This is a genomic window from Capnocytophaga sputigena (genome assembly GCF_002302495.1).
In the GTDB taxonomy this organism is placed as follows: Bacteria; Bacteroidota; Bacteroidia; order Flavobacteriales; family Flavobacteriaceae; genus Capnocytophaga; species Capnocytophaga sputigena.
This window is the reverse complement of sequence record NZ_CP022379.1, coordinates 1,698,626-1,725,240: the sequence shown is the minus strand read 5'-3', so window position 1 is coordinate 1,725,240 and position 26,615 is coordinate 1,698,626. Positions and strand designations below refer to the sequence as shown.

The 26,615-nt window shown below is 38.8% G+C and carries 34 protein-coding genes and 1 pseudogene; 25 read left to right on the top strand and 10 right to left on the bottom strand.

Going from position 1 to position 26,615, the window contains the following annotated elements:
• Positions 1–2: 2 nt before the first annotated feature.
• Positions 3–935, top strand: coding sequence for a WaaS/CpsH family glycosyltransferase (locus CGC57_RS07600; protein ID WP_486598994.1), 933 nt, complete (start codon positions 3–5; stop codon positions 933–935).
• Positions 925–1,962, top strand: coding sequence for a glycosyltransferase (locus CGC57_RS07595; protein WP_095898650.1), 1,038 nt, complete (start codon positions 925–927; stop codon positions 1,960–1,962). The genes CGC57_RS07600 and CGC57_RS07595 overlap by 11 nt, the downstream gene beginning before the upstream one ends.
• Here CGC57_RS07595 and CGC57_RS07590 read toward each other — a convergent pair.
• Complete coding sequence (locus CGC57_RS07590) at positions 1,951–3,318, bottom strand: O-antigen ligase family protein (RefSeq protein WP_095898649.1); 1,368 nt, start codon at positions 3,316–3,318, stop codon at positions 1,951–1,953. The genes CGC57_RS07595 and CGC57_RS07590 overlap by 12 nt on opposite strands.
• A gap of 125 nt (positions 3,319–3,443) precedes the next feature.
• Here CGC57_RS07590 and CGC57_RS07585 point away from each other — a divergent pair, with 125 nt between their 5' ends.
• The 15 genes and pseudogenes from CGC57_RS07585 (at position 3,444) to CGC57_RS07515 (ending at position 14,771) form a co-directional block, all read left to right on the top strand.
• Positions 3,444–4,991: a phosphoethanolamine transferase gene (locus CGC57_RS07585; RefSeq protein ID WP_095898648.1), complete on the top strand. Its 1,548-nt coding sequence runs from the start codon at positions 3,444–3,446 to the stop codon at positions 4,989–4,991.
• A gap of 61 nt (positions 4,992–5,052) precedes the next feature.
• A complete protein-coding gene (locus tag CGC57_RS07580) occupies positions 5,053–5,856 on the top strand; it encodes an SDR family oxidoreductase (RefSeq protein WP_095898647.1) in 804 nt (267 codons plus the stop codon).
• Between the two features lie 119 nt (positions 5,857–5,975).
• Complete coding sequence (fsa, locus tag CGC57_RS07575) at positions 5,976–6,629, top strand: fructose-6-phosphate aldolase (RefSeq protein ID WP_095898646.1); 654 nt, start codon at positions 5,976–5,978, stop codon at positions 6,627–6,629.
• Positions 6,630–6,644: 15 nt separating this feature from the next.
• The gene (locus CGC57_RS07570; RefSeq protein ID WP_095898645.1) at positions 6,645–7,382 is read left to right on the top strand and encodes a hypothetical protein; all 738 of its coding nucleotides are present in this window, start codon (positions 6,645–6,647) and stop codon (positions 7,380–7,382) included.
• 297 nt (positions 7,383–7,679) lie between these two features.
• Positions 7,680–8,318: a Type 1 glutamine amidotransferase-like domain-containing protein gene (locus CGC57_RS07565; protein WP_095898644.1), complete on the top strand. Its 639-nt coding sequence runs from the start codon at positions 7,680–7,682 to the stop codon at positions 8,316–8,318.
• Between the two features lie 9 nt (positions 8,319–8,327).
• Positions 8,328–8,966, top strand: a complete 639-nt coding sequence (locus CGC57_RS07560; RefSeq protein WP_095898643.1) for a Type 1 glutamine amidotransferase-like domain-containing protein — start codon at positions 8,328–8,330, stop codon at positions 8,964–8,966.
• 36 nt (positions 8,967–9,002) lie between these two features.
• A complete protein-coding gene (locus tag CGC57_RS07555; RefSeq protein WP_095898642.1) occupies positions 9,003–9,641 on the top strand; it encodes a Type 1 glutamine amidotransferase-like domain-containing protein in 639 nt (212 codons plus the stop codon).
• A 9-nt stretch (positions 9,642–9,650) separates the two neighbouring features.
• Positions 9,651–10,290 (top strand): annotated as a pseudogene (locus CGC57_RS07550) (peptidase E).
• 225 nt (positions 10,291–10,515) lie between these two features.
• Positions 10,516–10,926 carry an SMI1/KNR4 family protein gene (locus CGC57_RS07545; protein ID WP_095898641.1) on the top strand — a complete coding sequence of 137 codons (411 nt, stop codon included), beginning with the start codon at positions 10,516–10,518 and terminating at the stop codon, positions 10,924–10,926.
• Between the two features lie 231 nt (positions 10,927–11,157).
• Positions 11,158–11,766: a ubiquitin family protein gene (locus tag CGC57_RS07540; RefSeq protein ID WP_095898640.1), complete on the top strand. Its 609-nt coding sequence runs from the start codon at positions 11,158–11,160 to the stop codon at positions 11,764–11,766.
• A 17-nt stretch (positions 11,767–11,783) separates the two neighbouring features.
• Positions 11,784–12,251 (top strand): hypothetical protein, encoded by a 468-nt coding sequence (locus tag CGC57_RS07535; protein WP_095898639.1) that lies wholly within the window; start codon positions 11,784–11,786, stop codon positions 12,249–12,251.
• Positions 12,252–12,259: 8 nt separating this feature from the next.
• On the top strand, positions 12,260–13,081 hold the full coding sequence (locus tag CGC57_RS07530; protein WP_095898638.1) for a DNA alkylation repair protein: 822 nt from the start codon (positions 12,260–12,262) through the stop codon (positions 13,079–13,081).
• Positions 13,082–13,106: 25 nt separating this feature from the next.
• The gene (locus tag CGC57_RS07525; RefSeq protein WP_002665645.1) at positions 13,107–13,337 is read left to right on the top strand and encodes a bacteriocin immunity protein; all 231 of its coding nucleotides are present in this window, start codon (positions 13,107–13,109) and stop codon (positions 13,335–13,337) included.
• A gap of 9 nt (positions 13,338–13,346) precedes the next feature.
• Positions 13,347–14,051, top strand: a complete 705-nt coding sequence (locus CGC57_RS07520) for a GNAT family N-acetyltransferase (RefSeq protein ID WP_095898637.1) — start codon at positions 13,347–13,349, stop codon at positions 14,049–14,051.
• A gap of 75 nt (positions 14,052–14,126) precedes the next feature.
• Positions 14,127–14,771, top strand: a complete 645-nt coding sequence (locus CGC57_RS07515; protein WP_095898636.1) for a hypothetical protein — start codon at positions 14,127–14,129, stop codon at positions 14,769–14,771.
• Between the two features lie 261 nt (positions 14,772–15,032).
• Here CGC57_RS07515 and CGC57_RS07510 read toward each other — a convergent pair whose 3' ends face one another.
• Both CGC57_RS07510 and CGC57_RS07505 read right to left on the bottom strand, forming a co-directional pair.
• Positions 15,033–15,338: a type II toxin-antitoxin system YafQ family toxin gene (locus CGC57_RS07510; protein WP_095898635.1), complete on the bottom strand. Its 306-nt coding sequence runs from the start codon at positions 15,336–15,338 to the stop codon at positions 15,033–15,035.
• Positions 15,331–15,585 carry an antitoxin gene (locus tag CGC57_RS07505; RefSeq protein ID WP_095898634.1) on the bottom strand — a complete coding sequence of 85 codons (255 nt, stop codon included), beginning with the start codon at positions 15,583–15,585 and terminating at the stop codon, positions 15,331–15,333. The genes CGC57_RS07510 and CGC57_RS07505 overlap by 8 nt, the downstream gene beginning before the upstream one ends.
• A gap of 127 nt (positions 15,586–15,712) precedes the next feature.
• On the opposite strand from CGC57_RS07505, the gene CGC57_RS07500 reads away from it, so the two are divergent.
• From CGC57_RS07500 to CGC57_RS07480, 5 genes are all read left to right on the top strand, one after another.
• Entirely contained in the window at positions 15,713–16,543 is an 831-nt protein-coding gene (locus CGC57_RS07500; RefSeq protein ID WP_095898633.1) for a 1,4-dihydroxy-2-naphthoyl-CoA synthase, read from the top strand.
• The gene (locus tag CGC57_RS07495; protein WP_095898632.1) at positions 16,531–16,953 is read left to right on the top strand and encodes an LNS2 domain-containing protein; all 423 of its coding nucleotides are present in this window, start codon (positions 16,531–16,533) and stop codon (positions 16,951–16,953) included. The genes CGC57_RS07500 and CGC57_RS07495 overlap by 13 nt, the downstream gene beginning before the upstream one ends.
• A gap of 300 nt (positions 16,954–17,253) precedes the next feature.
• Positions 17,254–18,027, top strand: a complete 774-nt coding sequence (locus tag CGC57_RS07490; protein ID WP_095898631.1) for a (Fe-S)-binding protein — start codon at positions 17,254–17,256, stop codon at positions 18,025–18,027.
• 39 nt (positions 18,028–18,066) lie between these two features.
• Positions 18,067–20,553, top strand: coding sequence for a zinc-dependent metalloprotease (locus tag CGC57_RS07485; protein ID WP_095898630.1), 2,487 nt, complete (start codon positions 18,067–18,069; stop codon positions 20,551–20,553).
• Positions 20,553–21,758: a Bcr/CflA family multidrug efflux MFS transporter gene (locus CGC57_RS07480; RefSeq protein ID WP_095898629.1), complete on the top strand. Its 1,206-nt coding sequence runs from the start codon at positions 20,553–20,555 to the stop codon at positions 21,756–21,758. Before CGC57_RS07485 ends, CGC57_RS07480 begins: the two co-directional genes overlap by 1 nt.
• 98 nt (positions 21,759–21,856) lie before the next feature.
• Here the strand turns inward: CGC57_RS07480 and CGC57_RS07475 are convergent, their stop codons facing one another.
• The 7 genes from CGC57_RS07475 to CGC57_RS13120 are packed head-to-tail and all read right to left on the bottom strand — an operon-like array spanning position 21,857 to position 24,208.
• Positions 21,857–22,267 carry a hypothetical protein gene (locus CGC57_RS07475; RefSeq protein ID WP_095898628.1) on the bottom strand — a complete coding sequence of 137 codons (411 nt, stop codon included), beginning with the start codon at positions 22,265–22,267 and terminating at the stop codon, positions 21,857–21,859.
• A gap of 40 nt (positions 22,268–22,307) precedes the next feature.
• Complete coding sequence (locus CGC57_RS07470; RefSeq protein ID WP_095898627.1) at positions 22,308–22,718, bottom strand: hypothetical protein; 411 nt, start codon at positions 22,716–22,718, stop codon at positions 22,308–22,310.
• A gap of 48 nt (positions 22,719–22,766) precedes the next feature.
• Positions 22,767–23,198: a hypothetical protein gene (locus CGC57_RS07465; RefSeq protein ID WP_123862232.1), complete on the bottom strand. Its 432-nt coding sequence runs from the start codon at positions 23,196–23,198 to the stop codon at positions 22,767–22,769.
• 48 nt (positions 23,199–23,246) lie between these two features.
• Positions 23,247–23,672, bottom strand: coding sequence for a hypothetical protein (locus CGC57_RS07460; protein ID WP_096088315.1), 426 nt, complete (start codon positions 23,670–23,672; stop codon positions 23,247–23,249).
• Complete coding sequence (locus CGC57_RS12895) at positions 23,647–23,817, bottom strand: hypothetical protein (RefSeq protein ID WP_157909313.1); 171 nt, start codon at positions 23,815–23,817, stop codon at positions 23,647–23,649. The genes CGC57_RS07460 and CGC57_RS12895 overlap by 26 nt, the downstream gene beginning before the upstream one ends.
• A 54-nt stretch (positions 23,818–23,871) precedes the next feature.
• Entirely contained in the window at positions 23,872–24,105 is a 234-nt protein-coding gene (locus CGC57_RS07455; RefSeq protein WP_095898624.1) for a hypothetical protein, read from the bottom strand.
• Positions 24,086–24,208 (bottom strand): hypothetical protein, encoded by a 123-nt coding sequence (locus CGC57_RS13120; RefSeq protein ID WP_262482404.1) that lies wholly within the window; start codon positions 24,206–24,208, stop codon positions 24,086–24,088. The genes CGC57_RS07455 and CGC57_RS13120 overlap by 20 nt, the downstream gene beginning before the upstream one ends.
• Before the next feature lie 482 nt (positions 24,209–24,690).
• On the opposite strand from CGC57_RS13120, the gene CGC57_RS07445 reads away from it, so the two are divergent.
• From CGC57_RS07445 to CGC57_RS07435, 3 genes are all read left to right on the top strand, one after another.
• The gene (locus tag CGC57_RS07445) at positions 24,691–25,119 is read left to right on the top strand and encodes a hypothetical protein (protein WP_095898622.1); all 429 of its coding nucleotides are present in this window, start codon (positions 24,691–24,693) and stop codon (positions 25,117–25,119) included.
• Positions 25,120–25,433: 314 nt separating this feature from the next.
• Positions 25,434–26,288 (top strand): acetyl-CoA carboxylase, carboxyltransferase subunit beta, encoded by an 855-nt coding sequence (accD, locus tag CGC57_RS07440; protein ID WP_095898621.1) that lies wholly within the window; start codon positions 25,434–25,436, stop codon positions 26,286–26,288.
• Positions 26,289–26,317: 29 nt separating this feature from the next.
• Positions 26,318–26,557 (top strand): hypothetical protein, encoded by a 240-nt coding sequence (locus tag CGC57_RS07435; protein WP_095898620.1) that lies wholly within the window; start codon positions 26,318–26,320, stop codon positions 26,555–26,557.
• Positions 26,558–26,615 lie beyond the last annotated feature (58 nt).

The following is a 26,615-nucleotide window of genomic DNA, read 5'->3' as shown; positions in this document are numbered from 1 at the left end:
TCATAGCCCCCGATTACTACGGCTTTAATGAGGTTGTTCTCCAAGGATTAAAAGAGTATAGCGGTTATGAGGTAGAACACTTAGTTTCAAACTTTAAATATAAATACAAAAATCACAGAGAAAAAATTCACAACTTTTTCCTTAAAACTTTCTCAGGCAGAAATCTTAAAAAAGAAAAAAAAGAGGCATATATTAGAGAAGTACTGAACCGACACCAAGGGTATGATGTACTCCTTATAAATGCACCTTATACGCTTAGTGATGAGCAATTAGATACTGTTTTGAAAAACACCAAATTCTCTATAGCTATTTTTTGGGATAGCATTGAAAAAATTCCTATGCAGAAAAAGTATTTAGACAAATTTGATGTGATTTACAGTTTTGAACCCGATGACTGCAAGAAATACCACTTGAAAAGCATCACCAATTTCTTTTTTGCCGAAAGCGATAGCCACAATAGCCTATACGATGTTTGCTACTTAGCTACTTTCGACGATAGAATCAAAGAAACTGAACTCATCTTTAAATATTTTGAAGAAAATGGCATCTCTGCCAAAGGACAAATATTTGTGCATACACCTAAGAAAATATCTATCAAAAATGTAGAAGTTATTGAGAAAATCATTCCTTTTTCTAAGTCTTATCAGTTCTATTTAAAGGGTAACATCATTTTAGATATAGCTCACCCTCACCAAAAAGGACTCTCTTTTCGCCCTTACGAAGCAATGGGCTTAAGAAAAAAACTTATTACAACTAATAAAGATATTGCTAATTACGATTTCTATAATCCTAACAATATTTTTATTATAGACGATGTATATAACATCCATATCCCTACGGATTTTATAACATCAAACTATCAAGAAGCTAACCCTGCTATAAGGGAAAAATACCATATTAAAAATTGGATTAAAAGCATTCTCTATGGGAACTAAAATATACTTTCTTTGCCCAAACAACAATTTTATGAGTGGTGGAGTAAAACAGATATTTCACCAAGTAGAAACCCTCAATAAGAACGGTTTTGATGCCTTTGTATTGCTACAAGGTAAGAGTAAGCAAAAATGGTTTGAATCTAATGCTCCCATTGCTTACAGCCCCTATTTGCTCAGAACTCTCAAATATATTGTCGAAAACCGAAAAATGACCCCTAGAAAGCAGCTCACCCTTTGGTCGTTGAAAAAGAAAAGTGTTACCTTAGATGAGGATAGTATATTAGTAATCCCTGAGATTTATGGCGATAAAATAGACCAAATAGCACCCCATATCAAGAAAGTAATCTTCAACCAAAATTGCTACTACACTTTCAATCTCTATTCTTTTGAAAAAGACTATCAAAAAACACCCTATCACCAGCCTAATGTTTTAGCAACCATCGTTGCTTCCGATGATGCTTTGGCTTATATGAACTATACTTTCCCTAATCTAAAGACTTATAAAATGACTTTAGGTATCGATACTTCTGTATTTTCGTATGCCGATAAAAAGCAAAAACAAATATGCTTTATGCCTCGAAAATTAACTGATGATGTTCGCCAAGTAATCCTCATCCTCAAACTGAGAGGCAAACTAAAAGACTGGAAATTAGTACCTATCGACAACAAAACAGAACAAGAAGTAGCCGAGATAATGAAACAGAGTACTTTCTTCTTGAGTTTCAATCACCGCGAAGGTTTCGGCTTGCCTCCTGTAGAGGCAATGGCTTGCGGTTGTTATGTAGTAGGATATCACGGGCAAGGAGGCAAAGAATACTTCAAACCTGAATTTTCTTCACTTGTTGAAGGTGGTGATATCATAGCCTATGTTAAAAAAGTGGAAGAATTGCTTTCTACTTATGAAAAATCACCTGAAACTATTTTAGAAAAAGGTAAAAAAGCCTCAGAATTCATTTTGTCTCACTACACTATGGCTAAAGAAGAGGAGGATACTATCAAAATTTGGAACGATATTTTAGATCATTGATTGCTTGGGCTTTTCTTTGAAAAAAACCATTATCAAAAAAGGAAGAGTAATATAAATACCAGGCAAGTAATTCAGCATTACATCAGTGTTCATTAGCAACAGAAATGTCATAAGACAATAGGCAATACTATCATCTTTGCTCAAAATTGCTTTTCGATAAACAAAAAATACCCATAACAAGAGCACTATAAGCCCTATCATTCCTAAATCAATAAGAGTTGCTAAAAAATCGTTGTGAATATGTATTTGCCCTATCGCCTCTTTAGCCACTAACTTTTCATAGATAGTCCCTTTTCCCACAATAGGATTTGCCATTATGCTATCAAAGGCTTTAGCAAGCATCTTTTCTCGTATAGGATCGGCAAAATAAGTAGAATGTGTAACCAATAGGTAAATTCCCAAAATACCTACGACTACCATTCCTATTTCAGTTATAGCACGCCTACTGATAACCCATCTCTTAGATATATAAAACCATCCCATCAACAAAACGGCTAAAGGGAAGCCTACTATCACTATTCTGGCTTGCATTATAAAGGCAAAACAAAATAATAACACTCCGTACCAAACTACTTCTGCCAGCGATAAATACTTAGATGATTTTCTCCACACCCAAACTCCAAGTCCCCAGATTGTAAACATTACCCAAGCTATAAAACTGGGGTGTTTAAAGAATGTCCAAGCCAATATATGCTCAGTAAAAGCCATATAGCCTTTATTAAAAGTGAAAAAACTAAAAAAGGGAACCCCTACTATCCTATGCACAATAATATAAGTAGCTATATTTAGTGTGAGCAAAAGCAAAAACATCCTAAAAGAAAGGGTAATAAAGCTCATCGTCTCTTGTGCTTTAGGTCGAAAACCTATACAAACTATAGGAGCCAACAGTAATAAGTACATTCCATCGGCATCTACTTCTTGCCAAGCAAAAGTTTTATCCACACTCCACAATATCCCTAAGTACTTGAGTACCATCAGTGCAAAGAAAGTAATCATCACAGCATCAGGTTTTATCCATTTGCGATACACTAAGGAATAAAGTCCACTGCAGAAGAGCAAAAGTAAATCCATACGAAAAGTAACCTTGTGCTTGTATGTCCATAGAAAAACAGCAGCTGCAGCACTACATATTGCTAAAGAACGCAAATAGTTACCTTTTTCAAAAAGAAGTTTGTGATGTTGAAACATCCATAAAGTCGCGATCAGCCCACAAAGATAAAAACCTATTTTGAAGAAATTCTCCCTAAAACTTTCACGCATCCATAGTTCAGGATAAGTATAGGATAGCACTAATACCCAAACGATGGTTACTACAGAGAGCAAAATGAACCAATTTTTAAATAGCTTGTTTATCATTTGTTTATGAATATTCCTCATTAAGAATGCGCAAATATACAAAATAATCACAAATTGCCGATGACAAATAATAAATTATTATTACCTTTGCCTTCGTTATGTTAATAGCTAAATGCTAATTTTTAATGAAAAAACACCTTTTTGAAATCCTCCTACTCCTTTTTTCGGTAGCCATCCCTTTTGCCTTGGATATGAACTTGGCAGTCTATGGTATGTTGGCTACTTTCTTGCTGTTTTTAGCTCTTAGACGACTGAATTATTGGCTATTTGCCCTCTTTTTTGGCTTTGTACTCATCACCTGCGTACTCTTCTTGCCTCAAATTATATGGTTTGGACACCCTCCTGCCACAATGATTGGTGCTTTCTTTGAAACCGATTTTCAAGAGTCTAAAGAGTTTATGCAGCAATTGCCTTTTTATAGTTATGGGATATCGGTGCTTACTTTAGTATTTGGCGGATATATTCTTTATATAGGCAAAAAGGAAACCTATCCTCACAGCCGCAATCAAAAGTTCATTACTTTGGGAATGGCTGTAGTAGGCGTGCTTCTTACCCTCTACCGCCCTTGGGCAAAAATAAAAGAAGAAGGTAGTTTCCAATGGCAAAACACGCGTACAGCCCCTATAGCTTTCTACGCTTCTATATACAACAACGTTCAATACTACAAGCAGTTGCGTGCCGATCTCAACCAGAGTATCGAGGGTACTCCCTCGTGGCAGGTAGTGAGCGCTAACCCCAAATATGCTAACTATGTACTGGTAATAGGCGAGAGTGTGCGCAAGGACTATATGTCGGCTTATGGATTCCCTGTAGAAAATTCGTCTTTCTTGAAGTCTGCCAAAGGCACCCTCATAGATGGTTATACGGCTACTGCCCCTAATACCACCACAGCGCTCTTGCGAATGTTCTTAAAGCAAAAGGACGGTGAGTTCGCTTATGCCGATAATCTTATCTCTTTGGCAAAAGCTGCTGGTTTTGGCACCTATTGGATTTCCAATCAGGGCTCAGTAGGTGAGTGGGATACGCCTATTGCCAAAATAGCCTCTTTGTGCGACCACAAGGTTTTCACCAAAAAAGGCGACTATTCATCTATGAATATCTACGACACTGCTTTGCTGCCTGTGTTACAGCGCTTTTTAGCCGAAAAAAGCACACAGCCGCGCCTATTTGTAGTGCATATTATGGGCTCACACACCTATTTCCCCGAGCGCTTGGAACACGCTATCCACTACGATTACTACAACCGCAACTTCTCAGCCTACCTGCAAACCATTGAACAGACCGATGCATTCTTACAAAGTGTTTACAAACTCTTAGAGGCTCAACACCTCCCCTTCTCTATGCTCTACTTCGCCGATCACGGACTAATGACTAAAGATCGCTCTTCTTCATTTTTTGCCACTCTCACTCACGGCGATACGCACCCTAACAAGGCTGTCTACCGCATTCCTTTTGCTTTGCTCAACAGCGATGACAGCGAGCATAAGGTAATAAAAGTAAACAAATCGGCGTTTCATTTTCTCAAAGGCTATGCCCATTGGTTGGGGATAGAGGAACCCTCTCTTAGCGGATATGATTTCCTTTCTACGACTCCCGACACTCTAAAAGTGTTCAACCAATATGAAAATGTACCTTTTGAAAGTTTAGAAGAAGACGAAGTAATTCGCAATTAACAATTTGCTAATTTACTAATTTACCACTATCTTTGTCGCCATATTACTTAACCCTCACCCAATGAACAAAACCGTTCTCATCACAGGCGCCACTTCGGGTATAGGCAAAGAAACTGCCCTGCTCCTCGCTTCCAAAGGCTTTTTGGTCTATGGTACAGCGCGCAATGTAGAAGGCAAAAACCTGCCTTTCCGCCTTTTGCCTATGGATGTGCGCAACGAAACTTCTATCAAAGAAGCGGTACAGCAAATACTCACCGAAGTAGGTCGTATTGATATACTGATCAACAATGCAGGCGTGGGCATCACTGGAGCAGTAGAAGAACTCCCCGCCGAGCAACTACACAACGTTTTTGCTACCAATCTCTATGGTGCTATAGCTGTGATACAGCAAGTGCTCCCCTCTATGCGCGCACAAGGCAGCGGACGCATCATCAACATTGCCTCTATTGCAGGTTATATGGGCTTGCCCTTCCGCGGAGCTTATTCCGCGAGCAAAGGCGCACTTCTTTTGATGAGTGAAGCCTTGCGTATGGAAGTAAAGCAGTTTGGCATCGAGGTAACCACCATTTCCCCAGGCGATTATGCTACCGATATTGCCTCTCGCCGTTACCACGCTCCTGTAAACGAAAACTCTCCGTATGCCGAAGTCTATGCCAAACAACTCCGTCTGATGAATGAGCACGTTGATAGCGGTGGTGACCCCAAAGAAATGGCAGAGAAGATACTAAAAGTTATCAACTCCAAACACCCCAAAGTGCATTACAAACAAGGTAGTTTCTTGCAGAAATTCTCTATTGTCCTCAAACGACTCTTGCCGAGCAAACAGTACGAGAAAATGCTGATGAAACACTACTCATTAAATTAGCAAATTTGCCAATTTGCCAATTTGTAACACCCACTTTGCCAAAGTTAAATACAATTCGTTTTTTTGACCTGATAACATCACAACTTGTTAATTATTAATCGTTAATTATTAATTGTCTTATGAAATTTTTTATCGACACAGCGAATCTATCGCAAATTCAAGAAGCCCAAGATTTGGGCGTGTTAGACGGGGTAACCACTAATCCGTCATTAATGGCTAAAGAAGGCATCACCGGCAAAGCCGCTATCTTGCAACATTACAAAAACATCTGTGAGATTGTAGAAGGCGATGTCTCTGCCGAAGTAATTGCCACCGATTTTGAGGGCATTGTGCGCGAAGGCGAAGAACTCGCTGCCCTTCACCCTCAAATCGTAGTAAAAGTACCGATGATTAAAGACGGTATCAAAGCTATTAAATACTTCACCGATAAGGGTATCCGCACCAACTGCACCCTCGTATTCTCAGCAGGTCAGGCGCTTTTGGCAGCCAAAGCAGGCGCTACTTATGTATCACCTTTCATTGGCAGACTCGATGATATCTCTGCCGATGGACTTTCTCTCATCGAAGAAATACGCCTCATCTACGACAACTATAACTTTGAGACACAAATCCTTGCAGCTTCTGTGCGCCACACTATGCACATCCTCGAGTGTGCTAAAATAGGTGCCGATGTGATTACCGCACCTCTTTCGGCTATCACCGGACTTCTCAAACATCCCCTTACCGATAGCGGCTTAGCACAGTTTTTAGCCGATGCCAAAAAATTGGGGTAACAATATTAAAACACTATGACAACAAGAGAAGAAATTCAAGAATTGAACGACCATTTGCAGGCGTTCCCCAAAGCAGAAGACATTTTTGTAAAAGAGCAACCGTGGCTCAAAAATCATTTTTTGCCCCTGATGAGTATCGATTTAGCCGAAATCAACCCTGATTGGGCAGGGCAAAAGGTGTATATGCTCGCTCCATTTGAGCCTTACGAGGGGTATATAGGCGATAATACCACCAAGTATCACAACGAATATACCGCGCCTAACTGGCTGGCTTTCCGCCTAACTGATGATAATAAGTTTGAGTTTCTGGGAAAAGAAGGATTTTTTGAAAGAACAGCCATTCACCATTGGGATTTTGATTCTGAAGAGGAGGAAGCCATACAAGAAATGGCTGATAACTATGAAAAAAGCAAGGAAAATGTAGCTAAATATGGTACTTTGGTGAATGTGCGTTACCCTGAATATAAGGGCGAACTGAATAAGGAAAACTATTTAGAGATATTGGGAGGAGAGCCTCAGTATGGTAACTGGTGTTCCACTATTGAAGATGAGGAATATCCGAAGGCTTTTAAGATGAACATAGAAGATGGTGAAGAAGATGATGAGGTAGTGTTTGACATTTCATACAAAGGAAATCCTTTTTATCTTATCTCAGAGGCAACAGCTTTCCATTGGGTGGGTGCTGGTGGCTATATCATTATGTTTTATGAGCCTGTTAGCCGTATCGTGCTATTTACTTTTGATTATTCGTAAGGGGCTGTCCGAAAAGTCTCAAAATCGCTTTTGCATCACTACACTTTGCCAAAGTTTTAATTGCTTGTCGTGCTACGACCTTTGGCAAAGTTGACTACTCTGATTATCAATATTTTCTTGAAGTATGCTATGTAGGGGCGTTTTGTAAACGCCCACACAAATAAAATTTTTCGGACAGACTCCCCTTTCGTCCGACTCGTCCGACAGGTCAGCCCCGTCTGAATTATCCAATAACAGCCCCTCGCTGGCGCGAGCTTGTAGCTCGTGCCTCCACTATCGAATAACGCAAATATAAATATGAAAAGATTATTTTTAACCTCATCGTTCAGTTCAGTAGCAAAATTGTTTGAAGATTTTGCAGGGGAACCTGTAAAAGGGAAAAAATTGGCTTTTATCCCAACAGCAAGTTTGGTAGAAAAAGTGCGTTTTTATGTAGATGATGATAGGAAAGCTTTTGAAAAATTAGGTCTTATCATAGAAGAATTAGAAGTTTCTACCGCTACTATCGAAGAAATAGCGACAGCATTAGAGCGAAATGATTATATTTTTATCTCTGGAGGGAATACATTCTACCTAATGCAGGAACTAAAAAAGAAAGGAGCCGACAAACTACTTATTGAACAAATTAATAATGGAAAGTTGTACATAGGTACTTCAGCAGGTTCTGTCATTGCCTCTCCTACTGTTGAATTTGTTAGTGATATGGACGAAACAAAAAAAGCCCCTGAACTCACTGATTATTCAGGATTACATTTGGTAGATTTTTACCTTTTACCTCACTATCTGAATTTCCCTTACAAGGAAGCTTCTCAAAAAGTAGTAAATGACTATTCACAGAAAATAGATCTAAAACCTATTTCCAACAATCAAGTAATTACCGTTTTAGGTGATGAAATAAAAACACTTGTTTTAGACGACGCCAAAAAATTAGGATAATTAACACAAATGAAAAAATTATTTTTAACCTCATCATTCAGTTCAGTAGCAAAATTATTTGAAGATTTTGCAGGTGAACCCGTAAAAGGAAAGAAACTAGCATTTATTCCAACAGCAAGTTTGGTAGAAGAAGTGCGTTTTTATGTCGATGACGATAGAAAAGCCTTTGAAAAATTAGGTCTTATCATAGAAGAATTAGAAGTTTCTACCGCTACTACCGAAGAAATAGCTACAACATTAGAGCGAAATGATTATATTTTTATCTCTGGAGGAAATACTTTCTACCTAATGCAGGAACTAAAAAAGAAAGGAGCCGACAAACTACTTATTGAACAAATTAATAATGGAAAGTTGTACATAGGTACTTCAGCAGGTTCTGTCATTGCCTCTCCTACTGTTGAATTTGTTAGTGATATGGACGAAACAAAAAAAGCCCCTGAACTCACTGATTATTCAGGATTACATTTGGTAGATTTTTACCTTTTACCTCACTATCTGAATTTCCCTTACAAGGAAGCTTCTCAAAAAGTAGTAAATGACTATTCACAGAAAATAGATCTAAAACCTATTTCCAACAATCAAGTAATTACCGTTTTAGGTGATGAAATAAAAACACTTGTTTTAGACGACGCCAAAAAATTAGGATAATTAACACAAATGAAAAAATTAGGATAATTAACACAAATGAAAAAATTATTTTTAACCTCATCATTCAGTTCAGTAGCAAAATTGTTTGAAGATTTTACAGGTGAACCCGTAAAAGGAAAGAAACTAGCATTTATTCCAACAGCAAGTTTGGTAGAAAAAGTGCGTTTTTATGTCGATGACGATAGAAAAGCCTTTGAAAAATTAGGTCTTATCATAGAAGAATTAGAAGTTTCTACCGCTACTACCGAAGAAATAGCGACAGCATTAGAGCGAAATGATTATATTTTTATCTCTGGAGGGAATACATTCTACCTAATGCAGGAACTAAAAAAGAAAGGAGCCGACAAACTACTTATTGAACAAATTAATAATGGAAAGTTGTACATAGGTACTTCAGCAGGTTCTGTCATTGCCTCTCCTACTGTTGAATTTGTTAGTGATATGGACGAAACAAAAAAAGCCCCTGAACTCACTGATTATTCAGGATTACATTTGGTAGATTTTTACCTTTTACCTCACTATCTGAATTTCCCTTACAAGGAAGCTTCTCAAAAAGTAGTAAATGACTATTCACAGAAAATAGATCTAAAACCTATTTCCAACAATCAAGTAATTACCGTTTTAGGTGATGAAATAAAAACACTTGTTTTAGACGACGCCAAAAAATTAGGATAATTAACACAAATGAAAAAATTATTTTTAACCTCATCATTCAGTTCAGTAGCAAAATTATTTGAAGATTTTGCAGGTGAACCCGTAAAAGGAAAGAAACTAGCATTTATTCCAACAGCAAGTTTGGTAGAAGAAGTGCGTTTTTATGTCGATGACGATAGAAAAGCCTTTGAAAAATTAGGTCTTATCATAGAAGAATTAGAAGTTTCTACCGCTACTACCGAAGAGGTAGCCCAAGCATTAGAGCGAAATGATTATATTTTTATCTCTGGAGGAAATACTTTCTACCTAATGCAGGAACTAAAAAAGAAAGGAGCCGACAAACTACTTATTGAACAAATTAATAACGGAAAATTGTACATAGGCACTTCGGCAGGTTCTGTTATTGCTTCACCTAATATTGAATTTGTTAGCGATATGGACGAACCCAAAAAAGCTCCTGAACTTACTGATTATTCAGGCTTACATTTGGTAGATTTTTACTTATTGCCTCATTATCTGAACTTTCCTTTTAAGGAATCTTCTCAAAAAGTAGTAAATGACTATTCACAGAGAATAGATTTGCGACCTATTTCCAACAATCAAGTAATTACCGTTTTAGGTAATGAAATAAAAACACTTGAAAAAACCCAAACGAGCAACTAAAAAATAGTTTTAATGATGCCCAACATTCTATTACAACAATTAGAAAATGCCCTCCCAAAGGGAATGCAAATCCCTGAGGGACTCCGCCAACTCTATCAGTGGATAGAGGATAACGGCTATTATGATTAGGAATTAGAAGTAGCAACTCCTCATAGTATGGCTGAAAAACCTAAAAAAGGAACTAAGAAATAGTTTCAATTTAAACACGTTTAATAAAATAATATAAGAAAAAATGAAAATTCCAGAAAAGTATTTTGCATTAGTTAAAAAGTATAGCAACTCCGATGATAGTTGGGTAGCTGACAAAGATCAGTTTGGAAATCCAATAGAAACTGAACTAAACATATTCTACAAAACTGAAAAACAAATAATAAAACACAGTAAAGAACTTGTGGAAGACTTCCCCGCTGAAGAGGCTGAAGAATATGCCGACACAGAGCGTATTAATGAATACGATTTAGGGTATATTACCGATTTTTCTAAGATATTCATATTTGGCGTAGATGGTGCAGACTGTCAGTTTTGTATGGATTTTAGTGTAGGAGAGGAACCTCGTATTATCTTCTGGGATGATGCGGAGCTTACTTGGCGGGTGATTGCCAATACTATTGAAGATTTCTTTGCTCTTTTTCATAAAGAATAATCTCTTAAATTAGGAAAATGTCAAACATCTTATTGCAACAATTAGAAAACGCACTTCCCGCAGGAATGCAAATCCCTGAGGAACTCCGCAAACTTTACCAGTGGATAGAGGATAACGGCTATTATGATTAGGAATTAGAAGTAGCAACCCCTCATAGTATGTGCGATGAACCTATTACAGACCCTTTTTTGAAGTGGTTTTTTGAAATAACAGAATAATCATAAAAAGAAAATGAACATTTATTTATCAGAAATAGCTCCTTTTTGCACCACCGATGCAGAAAAAGAATCGTGGCTACGGCTTAAAAAGATACAGAAGTTCCGTATCAAGCGCCATAGTGATAGTTTTCTGTTGGAATCGTTGTTGGATAGCTTCCATATAGAAGAGAAATATGAACCCATAATGTATTATTATGAGGAGGTTATCAAGTTACCATTAGATGAAGAGTTTCCGCTATGGGATACTTTTTGGAATATTTTATCCGTTTTCTATAACAATCCGCTGTGTACAGAGACGCAAAAAGAAGCTATTTTTGCACGCTATAAAGAGGTTACGCAATATACTTCTTCTTTTGAGGGGGCACAACACCTTTTCACTAACTTTTTTGCTAATATTCTTTCGTTGGAAGCGATAAAAGAACGCGAACAAGTACTAAAAAAAGCCGTAAAAGAGAATAATTTACTGCTAGAGTTTTCAATGCGTTATGGCCTGATACTCTATGCTACAAGGGTAATTATTGTCAACAATGGTAAAGATGTAGCCCTACAAGAGCAGATGCAAAACCTTGTAGCAGAGCAAACGCAAGCCTTGCGGTCAGGAAAATTTGAAGAATATATATAACTAAATATAACAAACCTATGAACAACGAAGTATTACCTACAACACATTTAGGGAGAGAGCTCCCAAAAGAGTATGTAAACAGTATTGAAAAGGGAGAGTCCTTCCCCGAATGGCTCACAATGTTCCCTCATACAGAATACGAACACAGTACCGAGATTCAAGTATGGAGCAAAGAGTATCTCTTGTCGCATACTTATAGCAAATCTTTCTGCAATTATGCTTTCTTTACTCGTGATGATCTTGATTTTTCGGTGCTGCAAACCCGTGATGAAGACACTTTAACCCCTGAAGAACTCCAATCAGCCTTTGCTATAGGTTCTGTAAACGAAGGATTTGTGTTTATCAACCTGCACGATGGTTCGCTTTGGATTTGGTATCACGATATGTTTTGTGAGAAAGTTGCTGAAAACTTTTCCGACTTCCAAAATCTTCTTACTAAAGAGCCTGTGGATGGAGATGAGGAGGATATAGATGAGGAGGAATAATTTATTGTATGGATATAGAAATTATCAAAAACAGAAAAGGGGCTCAAAAGGCAGTAGATATACCTGCCGAAGTGCTTTCGCTATTAAATGCGGGGCGTATAGAAACGGTAAACCTTACCGAATGGCTGGCTGTAGACCATTCTCAGCTGGTAAAATCTGTTTTTCCTGCTTTGGGGATTGATAAAAATATCATTGAAGAGTTGGTTTGCCAAATCCATCAGCAAAAGAAACCTTCTACAATGAATACGATTAAGCTCATAGGTGCATTGTTATACGAAAAATATGTACATACTGACCTTTATGAGCCTTTGTTTAAGCAAATCAGCACGCACTTATCCGATTCGGTGCGCTGTTATGCTTGTTATTTGGTGGCTTTGCATACCGAAATTCCTTTAGAAGATAAGCTACACAAACTAAAACCTTTGGTAGCCGATAGTCATTTTGGCGTTCGTGAGATTATTTGGATGGCATTACGCCCCGAAATGAGCGAGCATTTAGACTTTTCAATCGCTTTTCTTTCCCATTGGGCAGAAAGCGAAGAGGAGAATATCCGCAGGTTTAGTACAGAAGCCTTGCGCCCGCGGGGTGTTTGGTGTGCTCATATAGAAGCCTTGAAAGAAAAACCAGAACAGTATTTGCCTATATTAGACAAATTGAAGTCCGATAAGGCAAAGTATGTGCAAGATAGCGTAGGGAACTGGCTGAACGATGCCAGCAAAACCCGTCCCGATTTCGTAACAGCTCTTTGTGAGCGTTGGGAACGCGAAAGTCCTACCAAGGAAACCAAGTATATTGTAAAAAAGGCGCTGAGAACGATTGTCGCTAAATAGTATAAAAACTTATTTTTTTTACCAAATGACCCGAGAAGAACTCATACAATTAGGAAACCAAATCATAGAAGAAACCGATGACGATCGCCAAGAGGAGCTAATGGAGCGCTTCGATCGCAATGTACCTCACCCCGAGGGCAGTTCGTTATTCTTCTATCCAGAAAACTACAACGCCCGCACTATGGATATTTCCTCCTACGACCCCACTGTCGAGGAAGTGGTAGACAAATGCTTGGCGTATCAACCGATTATCTAAAAATATACAATGAACACAAACCAATACAATCAACCTATAGGGGATGCATTAGCTAATTTTTCAGTAGGAGCAACCCCTCATATAACCCTCTTAGAGGGATATTATTGCCTGTTGGAACCTCTTTCGGTAGCCAAACATTTAGACGATTTGAGTGATTTCTATTTGGAAGCCAATGCTGTGATGCCCGATTGGACGTATTTATCTATAGCTCCTGCAAAGAACAAAGAGGAGTTGCACGCTTTACTCACCAAGCAGGAAGCCTCTACCGACCCTTATTTTCTGACAATTGTAGATAAACAAACGCGAAAAGCCGTAGGTACGCTTGCCCTAATGCGTATAGACCCAAAAAACAGAGTGATAGAAGTGGGGTGGGTGAACTATTCGCCGGCTTTACAGCGTACGCGTATGGCTACAGAAGCACAGTTTTTGTTGGCAAAATATGTGTTTGAAGTCCTTCAATACAGGCGTTACGAATGGAAGTGTGACAGCCTTAATGCACCTTCGCGTCGTGCTGCAGAGCGCTTGGGCTTTGTATATGAGGGTACATTCAGGCAGGCAGTGGTTTACAAAGGGCGTTCGCGCGACACCGCTTGGTTTGCTATGATAGACAAGGAATGGGAAGCTAACAAACGCGCTCTTGAGCAATGGCTTTCCCCAGAGAATTTTGACTCGCAGGGTAAGCAAAGGAAGTCTTTGAAAGGGTTTAAGATATAATTTTCAGGTGAATTTTGAATTTTGAATTGGGCAAAACTGTAAGCTCGCGCCAGCGGAGGTAGCTGAAGAGGAACTATGGAAACTATAATTAATAAAATTAGAAGCATATTAGATGACAGAATGCTAAAAGCAGGATTGTACTTTGACAATAAATATACTGCCTATATAGGCACATTAAAAAAAGAAGCTCTACTTTCTTATGGCTATTTTTTTGATTTAAGAAAAAAAAATGGACAAGATTATTATTTATTAGATATTTCTTTATCAATACTTCAAGAAGAAATAGCCCATATAAGCAACCAAATAAAATTAAAATCTATAGGGGAACGTGAGATTCCTGACTTAGTAAAAAAAAGATTACTTAAATACATCAAAAAAAGTGCTCCCATAATAGGAGGCGTTTACAATTGGAGAGACCTTGATATTGTTTTTCAAACTATAAAGGTACAAAGCTGTTATATTAGTAATAGTTCAGAAATAGAAGTTTATAAAGATGAACTTATCACTCTTTTTGAATATGGACAAAAATGGGTGCAAAAAATAAGTGATTGGGATTTTTTAGTTCAATGGAATATAAAAAATAATAATGCTCTACAAGCTTTATGTATTTTGAAATACTTAGATAGAAAAGAAGATTTTAATTACTTAAAGAATGAATCTATTCTTAAATATAAAGCATTAAACTTACCTATTGATGAATTAGAAAATATAGAATGGTAATGATGAGGTAATGTATCAAACGTGTTGTTAAAAACACAACAACTTAACTATTAGTAAAATACAAAATGGCTAAAACCTTTATTTTCCTTTACCTAACATAGAGACAAGCATTTTAAAAACCTATAATACACTCTAAATAGTGCGAGGAGAATTATGAATTGTGAATTTTGAATTGGGCACAAGCTGCAAGCTTGCGCCAGTGGGGGTCTTTGAAGATGTTGAGAAAATTGGCAGAAGAATAGATGAATCAATAGTAAAACCTTACATTTTAAATAACTCTGAATGACTTCCAAGTCTCATCAAATAGATTACTTTTTCATCATCCTCTTGTATCCATATAATGAGTAAATCACCCTCTATATGGCATTCTAAACAACCTTTATATTTTCCTTTTAGATAATGAGGTTTCATCTCAGCAGGAATACCATCAACTCCTTTTTCTCTCAATATTTTAATGGCAGCAGTTACTTTTTCAACTTTTTCAGATTGCTTAGATATTTTTTTCAAGTCTTTTTTGAAGGAAGTTGAATACCTTACTAAAAACTCTTTGTTTTCATCATTATTCATCTTCTTCTAATATATCTTTTATCATTAGATCGACATCAGTATATCCCTTCATAAGGTGCCCCTTTTCCTTTACCTCCATAAAAGCAGCGTGCGTTTCCTCATTAGGAATCGCTGTTTCAATAGGATAAGTCTTTTTCCCCACTTTCTTCTTTAAAAGAACGGTTTTTACGTTGAACTTCTCAAACAAACCTAAAAAAATAGGATAATCGGCTTCATTAATCGTTGCTTGTAATACAATTGAGTTCATAATACTTCTTATTTTTGGGCAAAGGTACAAAATAATTGACAATCTACAAATTGGCTAATTGACAAATTATTACTACCTTTGCCCCCTAAATAATTTTTTCACTTTTCACTTTTCATTTTTCACTTATATGAATTGGATAACCGTAAAAGAATACGAAGATATTACGTATAAAAAATGTGACGGCGTAGCGCGTATTGCCTTCAATCGTCCTGAAGTGCGCAACGCTTTTCGCCCTAAAACCACTTCTGAACTCCTCGATGCCTTCAAAGATGCTTATGAAGACATCAACATAGGCGCCATATTGCTCTCAGCTGAAGGACCTTCACCTAAAGACGGCGTATGGAGCTTTTGTAGTGGTGGCGACCAAAAAGCACGTGGTCACCAAGGCTATGTGGGCGACGATGGTTATCACCGCCTCAATATCCTCGAAGTACAACGCCTTATTCGCTTTATGCCCAAAGTGGTGATTGCGGTAGTCCCTGGTTGGGCAGTGGGTGGCGGACACTCATTGCACGTAGTGTGCGACCTTACTCTCGCTAGCAAAGAACACGCTATTTTCAAACAAACCGATGCCGATGTAACCAGTTTTGATGCCGGTTATGGGTCGGCTTATCTCGCCAAAATGGTAGGGCAGAAGAAAGCCCGCGAAATCTTCTTCTTGGGGCGCAACTATTCTGCTCAAGAGGCTTTCGAGATGGGAATGGTAAACGCCGTAGTCCCTCACGACGAGCTCGAAGCTACCGCTTTTGAGTGGGCGCAAGAGATAATGGCAAAATCGCCTACTTCTATCAAAATGCTGAAATTCGCTATGAACCTCACCGATGACGGTATGGTAGGACAACAAGTATTTGCCGGTGAAGCCACCCGTTTGGCGTATATGACCGATGAAGCGAAAGAAGGTCGCGATGCCTTCCTCGAAAAACGCAAACCTAACTTTGAAAAGAAATGGATACCGTAAAATTTACCCTAAAAGAAGATGCTCAAGGCAATAAAAATCCTATATTGCCCAAGGGAGTAAAAAACTATCTCATCGACATTGATGGTACGGTAGGCGAGGATATTCCTAACGAAGAACCTGAGCGTATGGCTACTGCCGAAGTATTCCCCGATGCCTTAGCACAAGTAAACAAATGGTATGACGAAGGTCACGTGATTTACTTTTTCACCTCACGTACCGAAGCACACCGTGAGGTTACCGAGCAATGGCTCAAAAAGCACGGCTTTAAGTATCACGGCATCATCTTTGGCAAACCCCGTGGTGGCAACTATCATTGGATAGACAATCACATCGTAAAAGCCACCCGCTACAAAGGCAAATTCACCGATTTTGTCCTCAGAGAAGAAACCGTAGAAGTGTTTAACGATTAGTGCGAGCCGCTTTTACTGGCGCGAGCTTGTAGCTCGTGCCTATTCTGTCCGACTCGTCTGACTCGTCCTATCATCGTGCTACGACCTTTAGCAAAGTTGATTGCTCTGATTATCAATAATTTTTGAAGTATGTTATGTACGGGCATTTTGCAAACGCCCCTCAAGAAAAACTTTTAGGACAGCCTCTATTCTGTCCGACTTGTCTGACCCGTCTTACAAATCCTTTCACTGGCGCGAGCTTATAGCTCGTGTCAAATTACCAAATTACAACCCGTGCGGCTCGCACTAAAATAGATTATTATGATTCCAACAATGGCAGAACTCTCAGCTCGTGGCGAAACCCCCGAAGTACTCTTCTGGGTAGGCTGTGCTGGTAGTTTTGACGACCGCGCCAAACGCATTATCAGAGCTTTTGCCCACCTCTTGCAAAAAGCAGGGGTGCGCTTTGCCGTACTCGGCACCGAAGAGAGCTGCACCGGCGACCCTGCCAAGCGTGCTGGCAACGAATTTCTCTTCCAAATGCAGGCAATGATGAATATCGAGGTGCTCAACAACTATCAGGTAACCAAAATAGTAACCACCTGTCCGCATTGTTTCAACACTATCAAAAACGAATACCCTGCGCTGGGCGGGAATTACGAAGTAATGCACCACACTGAGTTACTCAAAACCCTTATCGATGAGGGCAGACTCACTATAGAAAGTGGCACCTTCAAAGGCAAGCGCATCACTTTTCACGATCCCTGCTACCTCGGCAGAGCCAACAAAGTGTACAACGCCCCCCGCGAACTGCTCACCTCCTTAGAAGCCGACTTGGTAGAGATGAAAAAGTGCAAAGCCCGCGCAATGTGCTGTGGAGCAGGAGGCGCACAGCTCTTCAAAGAATCGGAAAAAGGAGATAAAGAAATCAACGTATTGCGCACCGAGCAAGCCCTTGAAGTGCGTCCCGATATCATCGCCACTGCTTGTCCGTTTTGTAATACAATGATGACCGATGGTGTAAAAACCAAAGAAAAAGAAGCCCAAATAAAAGTCTATGATGTAGCAGAATTGCTAATGATGAATGACGAATGAGGTATGTTAAACGCCCTCTAAAATTGATTTTATAAAGATATGAAGAAATATATATTATACACACTATTATTGGGAATGAGCTCCTATGTTTTCGCTCAGCAAACCCCCACAGTCAAAGACACTATTACCAAAGCGGCAACCAAAACCGATACTACCGAAAAACCCGAAAAAACTCCCGAGCAAAAACGCGCCGAAGAGTACGCTAAACTCATCAAAAAAGGAGGTATAGAACGCAACGGACTCTTTACAATCCGCAAGATTGAAGAGAAATGGTACTTTGAAGTCCCCGATTCTCTCCTCAATCGCTATTTGCTATGCGTAACACGCCTCAAAGCGGCTCCTCATAACTTCGGACTCTATGCAGGCGAAAAAGTGAATGAACAAACCGTCTATTTCGAGCAGAAAGGCGAAAAAACACTCCTCTTGCGCTCGTTTCTAAATCTGCAAGAGGCTGGCAACGACGATAATATCTCGGTGGCAGTAGCCAATTCGAGTGCAAATCCTGTGGTAGCATCGTTCACCGTTATCGGGCGTAACCCCAAAACCAAAGCGCAACTCATCGACATCACCGATTTCTTCAAGCAAGACAACAGTATTACCTCTTTTTCATCGAATGCAAAAACCCAAATGAAAATAGGCGCTATCGCTACCGATCGCTCTTTTGTAGACGATATACGTCCTTATCCTATCAACGTAGAGGTCAATACTCTCAAAACCTTCAGTGCTTCACCCAGTACCATTCCGTCGGCAAACAAGGTGGGGGCTATTACCTTAGAGCTGAATATCTCTATGGTGCTTTTGCCCAAAACACCTATGCAAAAACGCCTCTTCGACCCTCGCGTGGGCTTTTTTGCTACCCGATACATCAAGTTTAGCGACCAGCAACAACGCACCGAAACTGAATATTATATCCACCGTTTCCGCTTAGAACCTCGCAAAGAAGACGTTAAAAAATACCTCAGCGGTCAGTTGATACGCCCCAAAAAGCAAATCGTTTTCTATATCGACCCTGCAACCCCTAAACAATGGCAAAAATACCTCATTTTGGGCGTAAACGATTGGAATGTTGCTTTTGAACAAGCAGGATTTAAAGAGGCTATCGTGGCAAAACCTTGGCCTAACGACCCTTCAATGAGCTTAGAAGATGCGCGTTTCAACGTAATTCGCTACCTCCCTTCCGAAAAAAGTAATGCCTACGGACCTAACATTGCCGATCCTCGCAGTGGTGAAATTATAGAATGCCACGTGGGCTGGTATCACAACGTGATGAAACTCCTCAACCAGTGGTATATGATTCAGGCAGGCGCTGTGGATAAACGCGCTCGTACAATGGAGTTCAACGAGGAACTAATGGGCGACCTCATCCGCTTTGTGTCCTCTCACGAAATAGGCCACTGCTTAGGTTTGCGCCACAATATGGGCGCCAGCAGCCAAACGCCTGTAGAAAAACTCCGCGATAAAAAATGGGTAGAAGCCAATGGACATACCGCTTCTATTATGGACTATGCGCGTTTTAACTATGTGGCACAGCCCGAAGACAATATCAGTAGCAAAGGACTCTATCCGCGCATAGGCATCTACGACAAATGGGCAATCGAATGGGGATATCGCTATTACGGCAACAAATATAAAGACGAGTATGCTGAACAAGAGGCGCTTGCCGAAATGGTTACCCAAAAACTCAAAGCCAATCCGCGATTGTGGTTCGGAGGGGAAGGCAAAGATGAAGACCCTCGTGCGCAAACTGAAGACCTTTCGGACAACGTGATGAAAGCCAATACCTACGGATTGAAAAACCTCCGCTATATCGTGCAACACCTCCCCGAATGGACTAAACAGCCTAACGACAAATACGAACATCTCGACGAAATGCAAAATGCTGCCTATATGCAGTATTTCCGCTATTTGAAACACGTGCTCAAGCACATTGGCAATAGATATGTGGGCATCATCGGGGAGAAAGAAGTCTATAAAGAAGTACCCAAAGAGAAGGTAAAAGAAGCTATAAACTATTTAGATAAAGAACTTTTTGAAGCACCTTTGTGGTTATATCCTCAGGAAATAGTAGAAAAAACAGGAGCAACCCCCGATAAGAACATCATCAGTATGCAAAATCTTACCCTGAGTGTGCTTTTAGGAGAGTCAACCCTCTACACCCTTTACAACCAATCGCTCACCTCCAAAAATCCTTATCCGCTAAACGAATATCTGCAAGATGTATTCAAAGCGGTATGGAAACCCCTCAACAACCCCGATGCACGCCAAAACACCTATCGCCGTGGGATAGAACGCTTGTACCTCTCTCAAATCGATAGGCTCATCAATGCGCCTGCTGAGGCTAAGAATACCAAAGCAGCGAGCATACAGCAAGTATCCGATGTGCGCCTCTTTGCCTTGCAGCATTTGGATATGATTGAGGCTTTCGCCAAACAAGCTCTTGCCAAAGAACCAGCGTCATCTATCAACCATCTACACTACCAAGAAATTGTAAAGGAAATAGAACATATAAAAGACCCTAAAAAATAGTGTTAGAACCCGAAGAACTCAAAGACTCTAAACCCGACTTACTGTTTATCCTCATTATGGGACTCCTATCGATGCTCACCCCGCTGGCTATCGATATGTATCTCCCTGCTTTTGTGAAGATTGCTAACGATTTGAACGTATCCGAAGAGATGATTCCTCAAACCTTAGCACTCTTTACCCTTGGGTTTGCTTTTGGGCAACTCTTCTGGGGACCTCTTTCCGATAGTTATGGACGCAAACCTATCATTCTCATCGGGATTATCACCTCAGCCTTAGTGTCGTTAGCGATTACGCAAATTCACCACATCCATCATTTTTATATATTGCGCTTTGTGCAAGGCTTTTTTGGAGCATCGCCAGCGGTAGTTACCGGTGCGCTCTTGCGCGACCTTTTTGCCAAAAATGAGTTTGCCCGCCAAATGTCGATGATTATGATTGTCACGATGATTGCCCCGCTCATTGCCCCCGTACTGGGCGGTCACCTCACCGACTGGTTTCATTGGCATATCATCTTCTATGTGCTGATGGTTTTAGGACTCTTGGCAGCCCTTTTGGTAAGTTACAAAATCCCTGAAACGCTTCCTAAGCTCAAGCGCGCTCCTTTGAAAATAGGCAACACCTTGCGCATTTACGGCAAGCTCCTCAGCAACAAAAAGGTATTGGGGTATATTTTCTGCAACTCGCTTTCCTATTCGGGAATGTTTTGCTTTATCACCACGGGGTCTATTGTATACACCAAACTCTTTGGCATAGCCCCTCAACACTTTGGATATTTCTTCCTTTTAAACATCATTGTAATGATGACGGCAACCTCGCTCAACGGCAAATTCGTCACCAAAATAGGCGTAGAAAAATCCTTGCGATTAGGGCTAACTATCCAACTCATTGCAGGAGCGTGGCTGGTGATATGCGGTATTTTCCATTTGGGATTATGGGCTACCGTAGCAGGCGTTTCAATGTTTGTAGGTTTGGTATCGGTAGTGTCCAGCAGTGCCAATGCCGCCATTTTGGATATGTACCCCGAAGTAGCGGGTACCGCCAATTCACTCACAGGAATGTTGCGTTTTGGTATCGGTTCGGTAGTAGGAGCAGTACTCTCACTTTTCGCCATCACCTCCGAGCGCCCAATGGTATTTGCAATGGCAATATGCATAGGAGTAGGTGCCCTCAGCTATGTATTATTAGTAAAACGATTTGCTGATTAGCGATTTTGTGACTTTTTGAGTGGCACAAGTTACAACCTTGCGCCTGTAGAGCATATATTTTAGTAGGGGGCAAAGTATAGCTTTGCCCCCTACTTTTTTTAATCTATAGTCATTAAAGTGTCTTTTAAATAAACAGTAAGCATTATAGAATCATTTTCTTTTACTTTTATTTTTTTGATATAGACACTTTTGCCTGCCATTACCCCCGTTACCCACATATCGTATTTTCTATTAGGAGAAAGACGCAAATAATTTTGCTTAGGTCTGAATATAGGAACGCCATTAACCCATAGATACCAACGATCACTTGGGATAGGATCACCATATTCAATCACATTGATATTTAAAAATCCAGTACCTCTATCTTTTAGTTTGTGATAACTAAGGGTATAATCCTCTCCTTCTACCCCTATTTTCCGTTCGTTAGGGTTTATTTGTCTTTTAAGGGAGTTACATCCCATTGATAGCAGACTTACTACTACAATTGTTAGGGTTATTACTTTTTTCATATATTATTTTAAGGCAAAGCTACACTTTGCCACTACTTTTTTAATCTATAGTCATTAAAGTATCTTTTAAATAAACAGTAAGCATTATAGAATCATTTTCTTTTACTTTTATGTTTTTGATATAGACACTTTTGCCTGCCATTACTCCCGTTACCCACATATCGTATTTTCTATTAGGAGAAAGACGCAAATAATTTTCCTTAGGTCTGAATATAGGAACGCCATTAACCCATAGATACCAACGATCACTTGGGATAGGGTCACCATATTCAATTACATTGATGTTTAAAAATCCTGTACCTCTATCTTTTAGTTTGTGATAACTAAGGGTATAATCCTCTCCTTCTACCCCTATTTTCTGTTGGTTAGGGTTTATTTGTCTTTTAAGGGAATTACATCCCATTGATAGCAGACTTACTACTACAATTGCTAGGGTTATTATATCTTTCATATATTATTTTAAGGCAAAGCTACACTTTGCCACTACTTTTTTAATCTATTATTTAAAGCGTATTTTTTTACGAGCTAATATCCCCTCATCTACTATTTCTGCTTTTATAACAAGAGAATCGCCTGACTGCGGTTTAATATTTAATATTTTCATAGTTTGAGAGGTGTGAGAACCTATATTAAAATTATATTTTCTATCACTGAAAACTCTAAATGTAACAATAGGTTTATCAAAAAAGAACATTCCATTATACTCTATATAGAACGGTACATCAGGAGTTTTTCCTGCATCATCAACAATTTGAAATGTAATTTGCCCTGAGGTACATTTACTCCTATATTTTTCAATGGTATAATCCTCCCCTAAAATGGCTTTTTTAGGCTTTTTATCAATTACCTTATGGGAGCCAGAATGATAGCAACTTATAAGCATAAGTATGGCAAAAAAGGAAAGTATTTTTTTTATTGGTAAGATTTTCATATCACATTTTTTTAATACTCCCCACTTAGAAATGGGGAGTATGATTATTCAATACAAAATAACATTTTCTTCCTCAAATAAACGTGCTTTTATAACAAGAGAATCTCTTTGTCGAGGTTTTATATTATTAATATGAATCATTTTATAACCAAGGGTGGTGATTTTTGCATTATATTTACTACCACTTTCTACATTCAAAGTAATTGTGTTCTTATCATTTGGAAATCTAAAATAAATATTATTTACTGAAAAGAAAAAATATTTAGCAGGGAGTTCAAACCCTCTTGTTGTTACATCAAAAGTAAGACGGGCACCTCCTATTTCTCTCTTTTTCATTTTATACTTTTCAATGGTATAATCTTTGCCTAATACTGCTATCTTTTCTGTATTAGGGTCTATTTTTGAAGTGCTACAACTCATTAAGAGGAGCGTCAAGAAAAAAACTATTTTATGGTCTATTTTTAGTGAGTTCATCGTATAAAATTCTTTTAATTTTCTCTTTTTCTGCTTCTGGAAGTGCTTTATATTCATCAGTTTTTTCTAAACCTCCCCACGACATCAACCTATAATACTCCAATGAATGTTGTCCACGGTCATATCGAGCTAAGGATTCAGCCATTGCCTCCACAAATTCAGTGATTAACTTATGCTGTGTGATATTAGCATCTTTGTTTTACCCTACTTGAGTGTTTTGATATAAAAGTATTAGCCTTTCAGCTATATCATTATATTGCCGTTCAATTCTCATTCTATCTAATTGCATCAACATATAAGCGTGTAAAGTTTTGTGAATAATAGTCTTAGCAATAGCAAGATTAGAACCTTCTTTTAGTAGTCTTTTGTCTAAGGTAATATTGTAATGGGTAAGCCCTGGTATTTTAGTAGTATTACCATTTGGCTTGAGCATTAATGAGCAATTGTGGCTCCTGCAAGGTAATGCCCTCCTCTTGAAGCGATGTATCTTCTTTTTGGCAACCAGCCAGTAAGAAAACACTACTAATAAGAAACATCACGCCTTTCATTTTATTACGGTTTTAAGTGATTTATCGCGCAAAGAAAAGAAAACTATTCAAAACAAGCAAATTAGAAATGTTAACTTTTTGTTAAAAATATAATAATATTCGCTTTTGCTTGTTTTTAGAGATACTCATAAGAGCAAAGTATATTCAAAAAAATCTCTTTTTTGTGCTTACTTCCATAATAATCCCCCCACTAGCTCGTGCTTTATCAATAAGGATTTAAAACATTACCCCTTACTTGCTTAACCAATGTTTAAACTCACTTGTTAATTTTTTCTCTTTGAGTTTGGAAAGTGGCATCTTCCTTCCTGATAACGTGTTTCTTATATTCCAATAACTTTTCTCCGCAAAAGAAAGAAAATAAAATGAATTTTACAAACTTTAAAGAAGTTTTCTGCTCATTTGCTAATTTTATCATTTGCTCATTCACTAATTTTTCAATACCTTTGTCGCTTGATTTTTTGAGTAAAAAAATGATAAACTTTTTAAGCAAACTACCTTGGTTACTGAGAATTTCACTCATTAGTATCGGTTTTTTCGCAGGTGCAATACTCATCTTTGCAGGACAACTGCTAATAGAAGGACGCCCAAAAGACTTCTTCACCGAAGAAGTTCCTCTGACATACAGCACCATAGGAGCAGTTACTTTTTTCATTGCCTTGCTATTAGTCCAAAAACAACAAGGGAAAGGGACAAAGTTCTACCCTATATTTTACATATTGTGGATTACCCTGCTCTACATCGTTATTCTATACTACAGCTACGGCGAGGAGTGGAAAGAAAATATGTTTGGTTACACCCTCCTTTTCGGACTCATTCTCATAGCAGGAACCCCTCATAACATTATCTTTTTAGGATTGAGTTTTGGGCTGTTATACCTCTGCAAGGAGTCGTCTTCTTAATATTATCCGTACAGAAGGTTAAAAATGTTAATTCTCTTGACAAACGAACAACAAAGCACTACCTTTGTAGCGGAGAATTGATAAACGTATTGCCTATGAAACATCTTGCAATGTAGGCATATAGGTCAATAGAGTGATAACCTATGGCTTACTACAACATTACTAAAAGTATCACTCTCAAACTTAATTACAACAACTTCGTCAAAGTCCTCAACACCTGCAGTGCGACCGCCTTTGACGAAGTTTTCTATTTCCTAAAAATTGCTATTTAAAAAAAACTTTGTACTTTTGCGCTTTACTAAAACTGATTGATTATGTCTTGGTTTAAAAGAACAGCAAAAGGAATACAAACCTCTACTGAGGAAAAGAAAGATATCCCTAAAGGATTATGGTATAAATCACCTAGTGGTAACATCGTGGAACAAGATGAGTTGGCTACCAACTTTTATGTAAGTCCTGATGATGGTTATCACGTGCGCATAGGCAGCAAAGAGTATTTCCAGATATTGTTTGATAACAACGAATTTCAGGAACTCAATGCCAAAATGACTTCTAAAGACCCGCTGAATTTCGTAGATACGAAAGCCTACACCCAGCGATTGGAAGAAGCCACCCAAAAAACGGATCTTAAAGATGCCGTTCGCACCGCCGTAGGTAACTCTAAAGGCAAACCTATAGTCATAGGCTGTATGGATTTCGCTTTCATCGGGGGTTCTATGGGAAGTGTAGTAGGTGAGAAAATCTGTCGTGCTATCGACTATGCTATCAAACACAAATTGCCTTTCTTAATGATTTCTAAATCGGGAGGGGCGCGAATGATGGAAGCTGCTCTTTCGCTAATGCAAATGGCTAAAACCTCTATCAAACTCGCACAGCTCGACGAAGCTAAACTTCCTTATATTTCTCTCTGTACCGACCCTACAACCGGAGGGATAAGCGCTTCATTTGCAATGCTTGGCGACATCAATATTGCCGAACCAGGTGCCCTCATAGGCTTTGCAGGTCCGCGCGTAGTGAAAGACACCACAGGGCAAGACCTTCCTGAAGACTTCCAAACCGCTGAGTTCTTGCTCGAACACGGCTTCTTAGACTTCATCGTAAACCGCAAAGAGCTCAAAGACAAGGTAAATCTCTACATCGACTTGGTGATGAACCGACCTTTGAGATAAAGGGTAACCCCAAAAAGACCAATAGTAATATGAACACACTTGTCTTAAACAAAAATATTAATTTTGAAGAGTATCAACAAATAGTTGATTACTTTGCTACCATAGGGATTGAGGTAACCAATCCTTATAAATATCCCTCTCTAATTACTGATGAAGATAGAGAAGCTATTGCTTTAGCTCGCGAAGATGTTAAAAATGGCAATTGGATTGATGGAGAAGAATTGTTTGAGACTATTAGAAAAAAATATGTGAGTAAAATGGTCGGGTAAGGCAAGAACAGAATTAGAAAACACTTTAGACTTTTGGAGTGAAAAGAATAAATGTTAC

Excerpts from the sequence above, each read along its gene's own strand:
- CGC57_RS07595 (WP_095898650.1), top strand. The coding sequence starts at position 925 with ATGGGAACTAAAATATACTTTCTTTGCCCAAACAACAATTTTATGAGT.
- CGC57_RS07590 (WP_095898649.1), bottom strand. The coding sequence starts at position 3,318 with ATGATAAACAAGCTATTTAAAAATTGGTTCATTTTGCTCTCTGTAGTA.
- CGC57_RS07585 (WP_095898648.1), top strand. The coding sequence starts at position 3,444 with ATGAAAAAACACCTTTTTGAAATCCTCCTACTCCTTTTTTCGGTAGCC.
- CGC57_RS07580 (WP_095898647.1), top strand. The coding sequence starts at position 5,053 with ATGAACAAAACCGTTCTCATCACAGGCGCCACTTCGGGTATAGGCAAA.
- fsa (WP_095898646.1), top strand. The coding sequence starts at position 5,976 with ATGAAATTTTTTATCGACACAGCGAATCTATCGCAAATTCAAGAAGCC.
- CGC57_RS07570 (WP_095898645.1), top strand. The coding sequence starts at position 6,645 with ATGACAACAAGAGAAGAAATTCAAGAATTGAACGACCATTTGCAGGCG.
- CGC57_RS07565 (WP_095898644.1), top strand. The coding sequence starts at position 7,680 with ATGAAAAGATTATTTTTAACCTCATCGTTCAGTTCAGTAGCAAAATTG.
- CGC57_RS07560 (WP_095898643.1), top strand. The coding sequence starts at position 8,328 with ATGAAAAAATTATTTTTAACCTCATCATTCAGTTCAGTAGCAAAATTA.
- CGC57_RS07555 (WP_095898642.1), top strand. The coding sequence starts at position 9,003 with ATGAAAAAATTATTTTTAACCTCATCATTCAGTTCAGTAGCAAAATTG.
- CGC57_RS07545 (WP_095898641.1), top strand. The coding sequence starts at position 10,516 with ATGAAAATTCCAGAAAAGTATTTTGCATTAGTTAAAAAGTATAGCAAC.
- CGC57_RS07540 (WP_095898640.1), top strand. The coding sequence starts at position 11,158 with ATGAACATTTATTTATCAGAAATAGCTCCTTTTTGCACCACCGATGCA.
- CGC57_RS07535 (WP_095898639.1), top strand. The coding sequence starts at position 11,784 with ATGAACAACGAAGTATTACCTACAACACATTTAGGGAGAGAGCTCCCA.
- CGC57_RS07530 (WP_095898638.1), top strand. The coding sequence starts at position 12,260 with ATGGATATAGAAATTATCAAAAACAGAAAAGGGGCTCAAAAGGCAGTA.
- CGC57_RS07525 (WP_002665645.1), top strand. The coding sequence starts at position 13,107 with ATGACCCGAGAAGAACTCATACAATTAGGAAACCAAATCATAGAAGAA.
- CGC57_RS07520 (WP_095898637.1), top strand. The coding sequence starts at position 13,347 with ATGAACACAAACCAATACAATCAACCTATAGGGGATGCATTAGCTAAT.
- CGC57_RS07515 (WP_095898636.1), top strand. The coding sequence starts at position 14,127 with ATGGAAACTATAATTAATAAAATTAGAAGCATATTAGATGACAGAATG.
- CGC57_RS07510 (WP_095898635.1), bottom strand. The coding sequence starts at position 15,338 with ATGAATAATGATGAAAACAAAGAGTTTTTAGTAAGGTATTCAACTTCC.
- CGC57_RS07505 (WP_095898634.1), bottom strand. The coding sequence starts at position 15,585 with ATGAACTCAATTGTATTACAAGCAACGATTAATGAAGCCGATTATCCT.
- CGC57_RS07500 (WP_095898633.1), top strand. The coding sequence starts at position 15,713 with ATGAATTGGATAACCGTAAAAGAATACGAAGATATTACGTATAAAAAA.
- CGC57_RS07495 (WP_095898632.1), top strand. The coding sequence starts at position 16,531 with ATGGATACCGTAAAATTTACCCTAAAAGAAGATGCTCAAGGCAATAAA.
- CGC57_RS07490 (WP_095898631.1), top strand. The coding sequence starts at position 17,254 with ATGATTCCAACAATGGCAGAACTCTCAGCTCGTGGCGAAACCCCCGAA.
- CGC57_RS07485 (WP_095898630.1), top strand. The coding sequence starts at position 18,067 with ATGAAGAAATATATATTATACACACTATTATTGGGAATGAGCTCCTAT.
- CGC57_RS07475 (WP_095898628.1), bottom strand. The coding sequence starts at position 22,267 with ATGAAAAAAGTAATAACCCTAACAATTGTAGTAGTAAGTCTGCTATCA.
- CGC57_RS07470 (WP_095898627.1), bottom strand. The coding sequence starts at position 22,718 with ATGAAAGATATAATAACCCTAGCAATTGTAGTAGTAAGTCTGCTATCA.
- CGC57_RS07465 (WP_123862232.1), bottom strand. The coding sequence starts at position 23,198 with ATGAAAATCTTACCAATAAAAAAAATACTTTCCTTTTTTGCCATACTT.
- CGC57_RS07460 (WP_096088315.1), bottom strand. The coding sequence starts at position 23,672 with ATGAACTCACTAAAAATAGACCATAAAATAGTTTTTTTCTTGACGCTC.
- CGC57_RS12895 (WP_157909313.1), bottom strand. The coding sequence starts at position 23,817 with ATGGCTGAATCCTTAGCTCGATATGACCGTGGACAACATTCATTGGAG.
- CGC57_RS07455 (WP_095898624.1), bottom strand. The coding sequence starts at position 24,105 with ATGCTCAAGCCAAATGGTAATACTACTAAAATACCAGGGCTTACCCAT.
- CGC57_RS13120 (WP_262482404.1), bottom strand. The coding sequence starts at position 24,208 with ATGTTTCTTATTAGTAGTGTTTTCTTACTGGCTGGTTGCCAAAAAGAA.
- CGC57_RS07445 (WP_095898622.1), top strand. The coding sequence starts at position 24,691 with ATGATAAACTTTTTAAGCAAACTACCTTGGTTACTGAGAATTTCACTC.
- accD (WP_095898621.1), top strand. The coding sequence starts at position 25,434 with ATGTCTTGGTTTAAAAGAACAGCAAAAGGAATACAAACCTCTACTGAG.
- CGC57_RS07435 (WP_095898620.1), top strand. The coding sequence starts at position 26,318 with ATGAACACACTTGTCTTAAACAAAAATATTAATTTTGAAGAGTATCAA.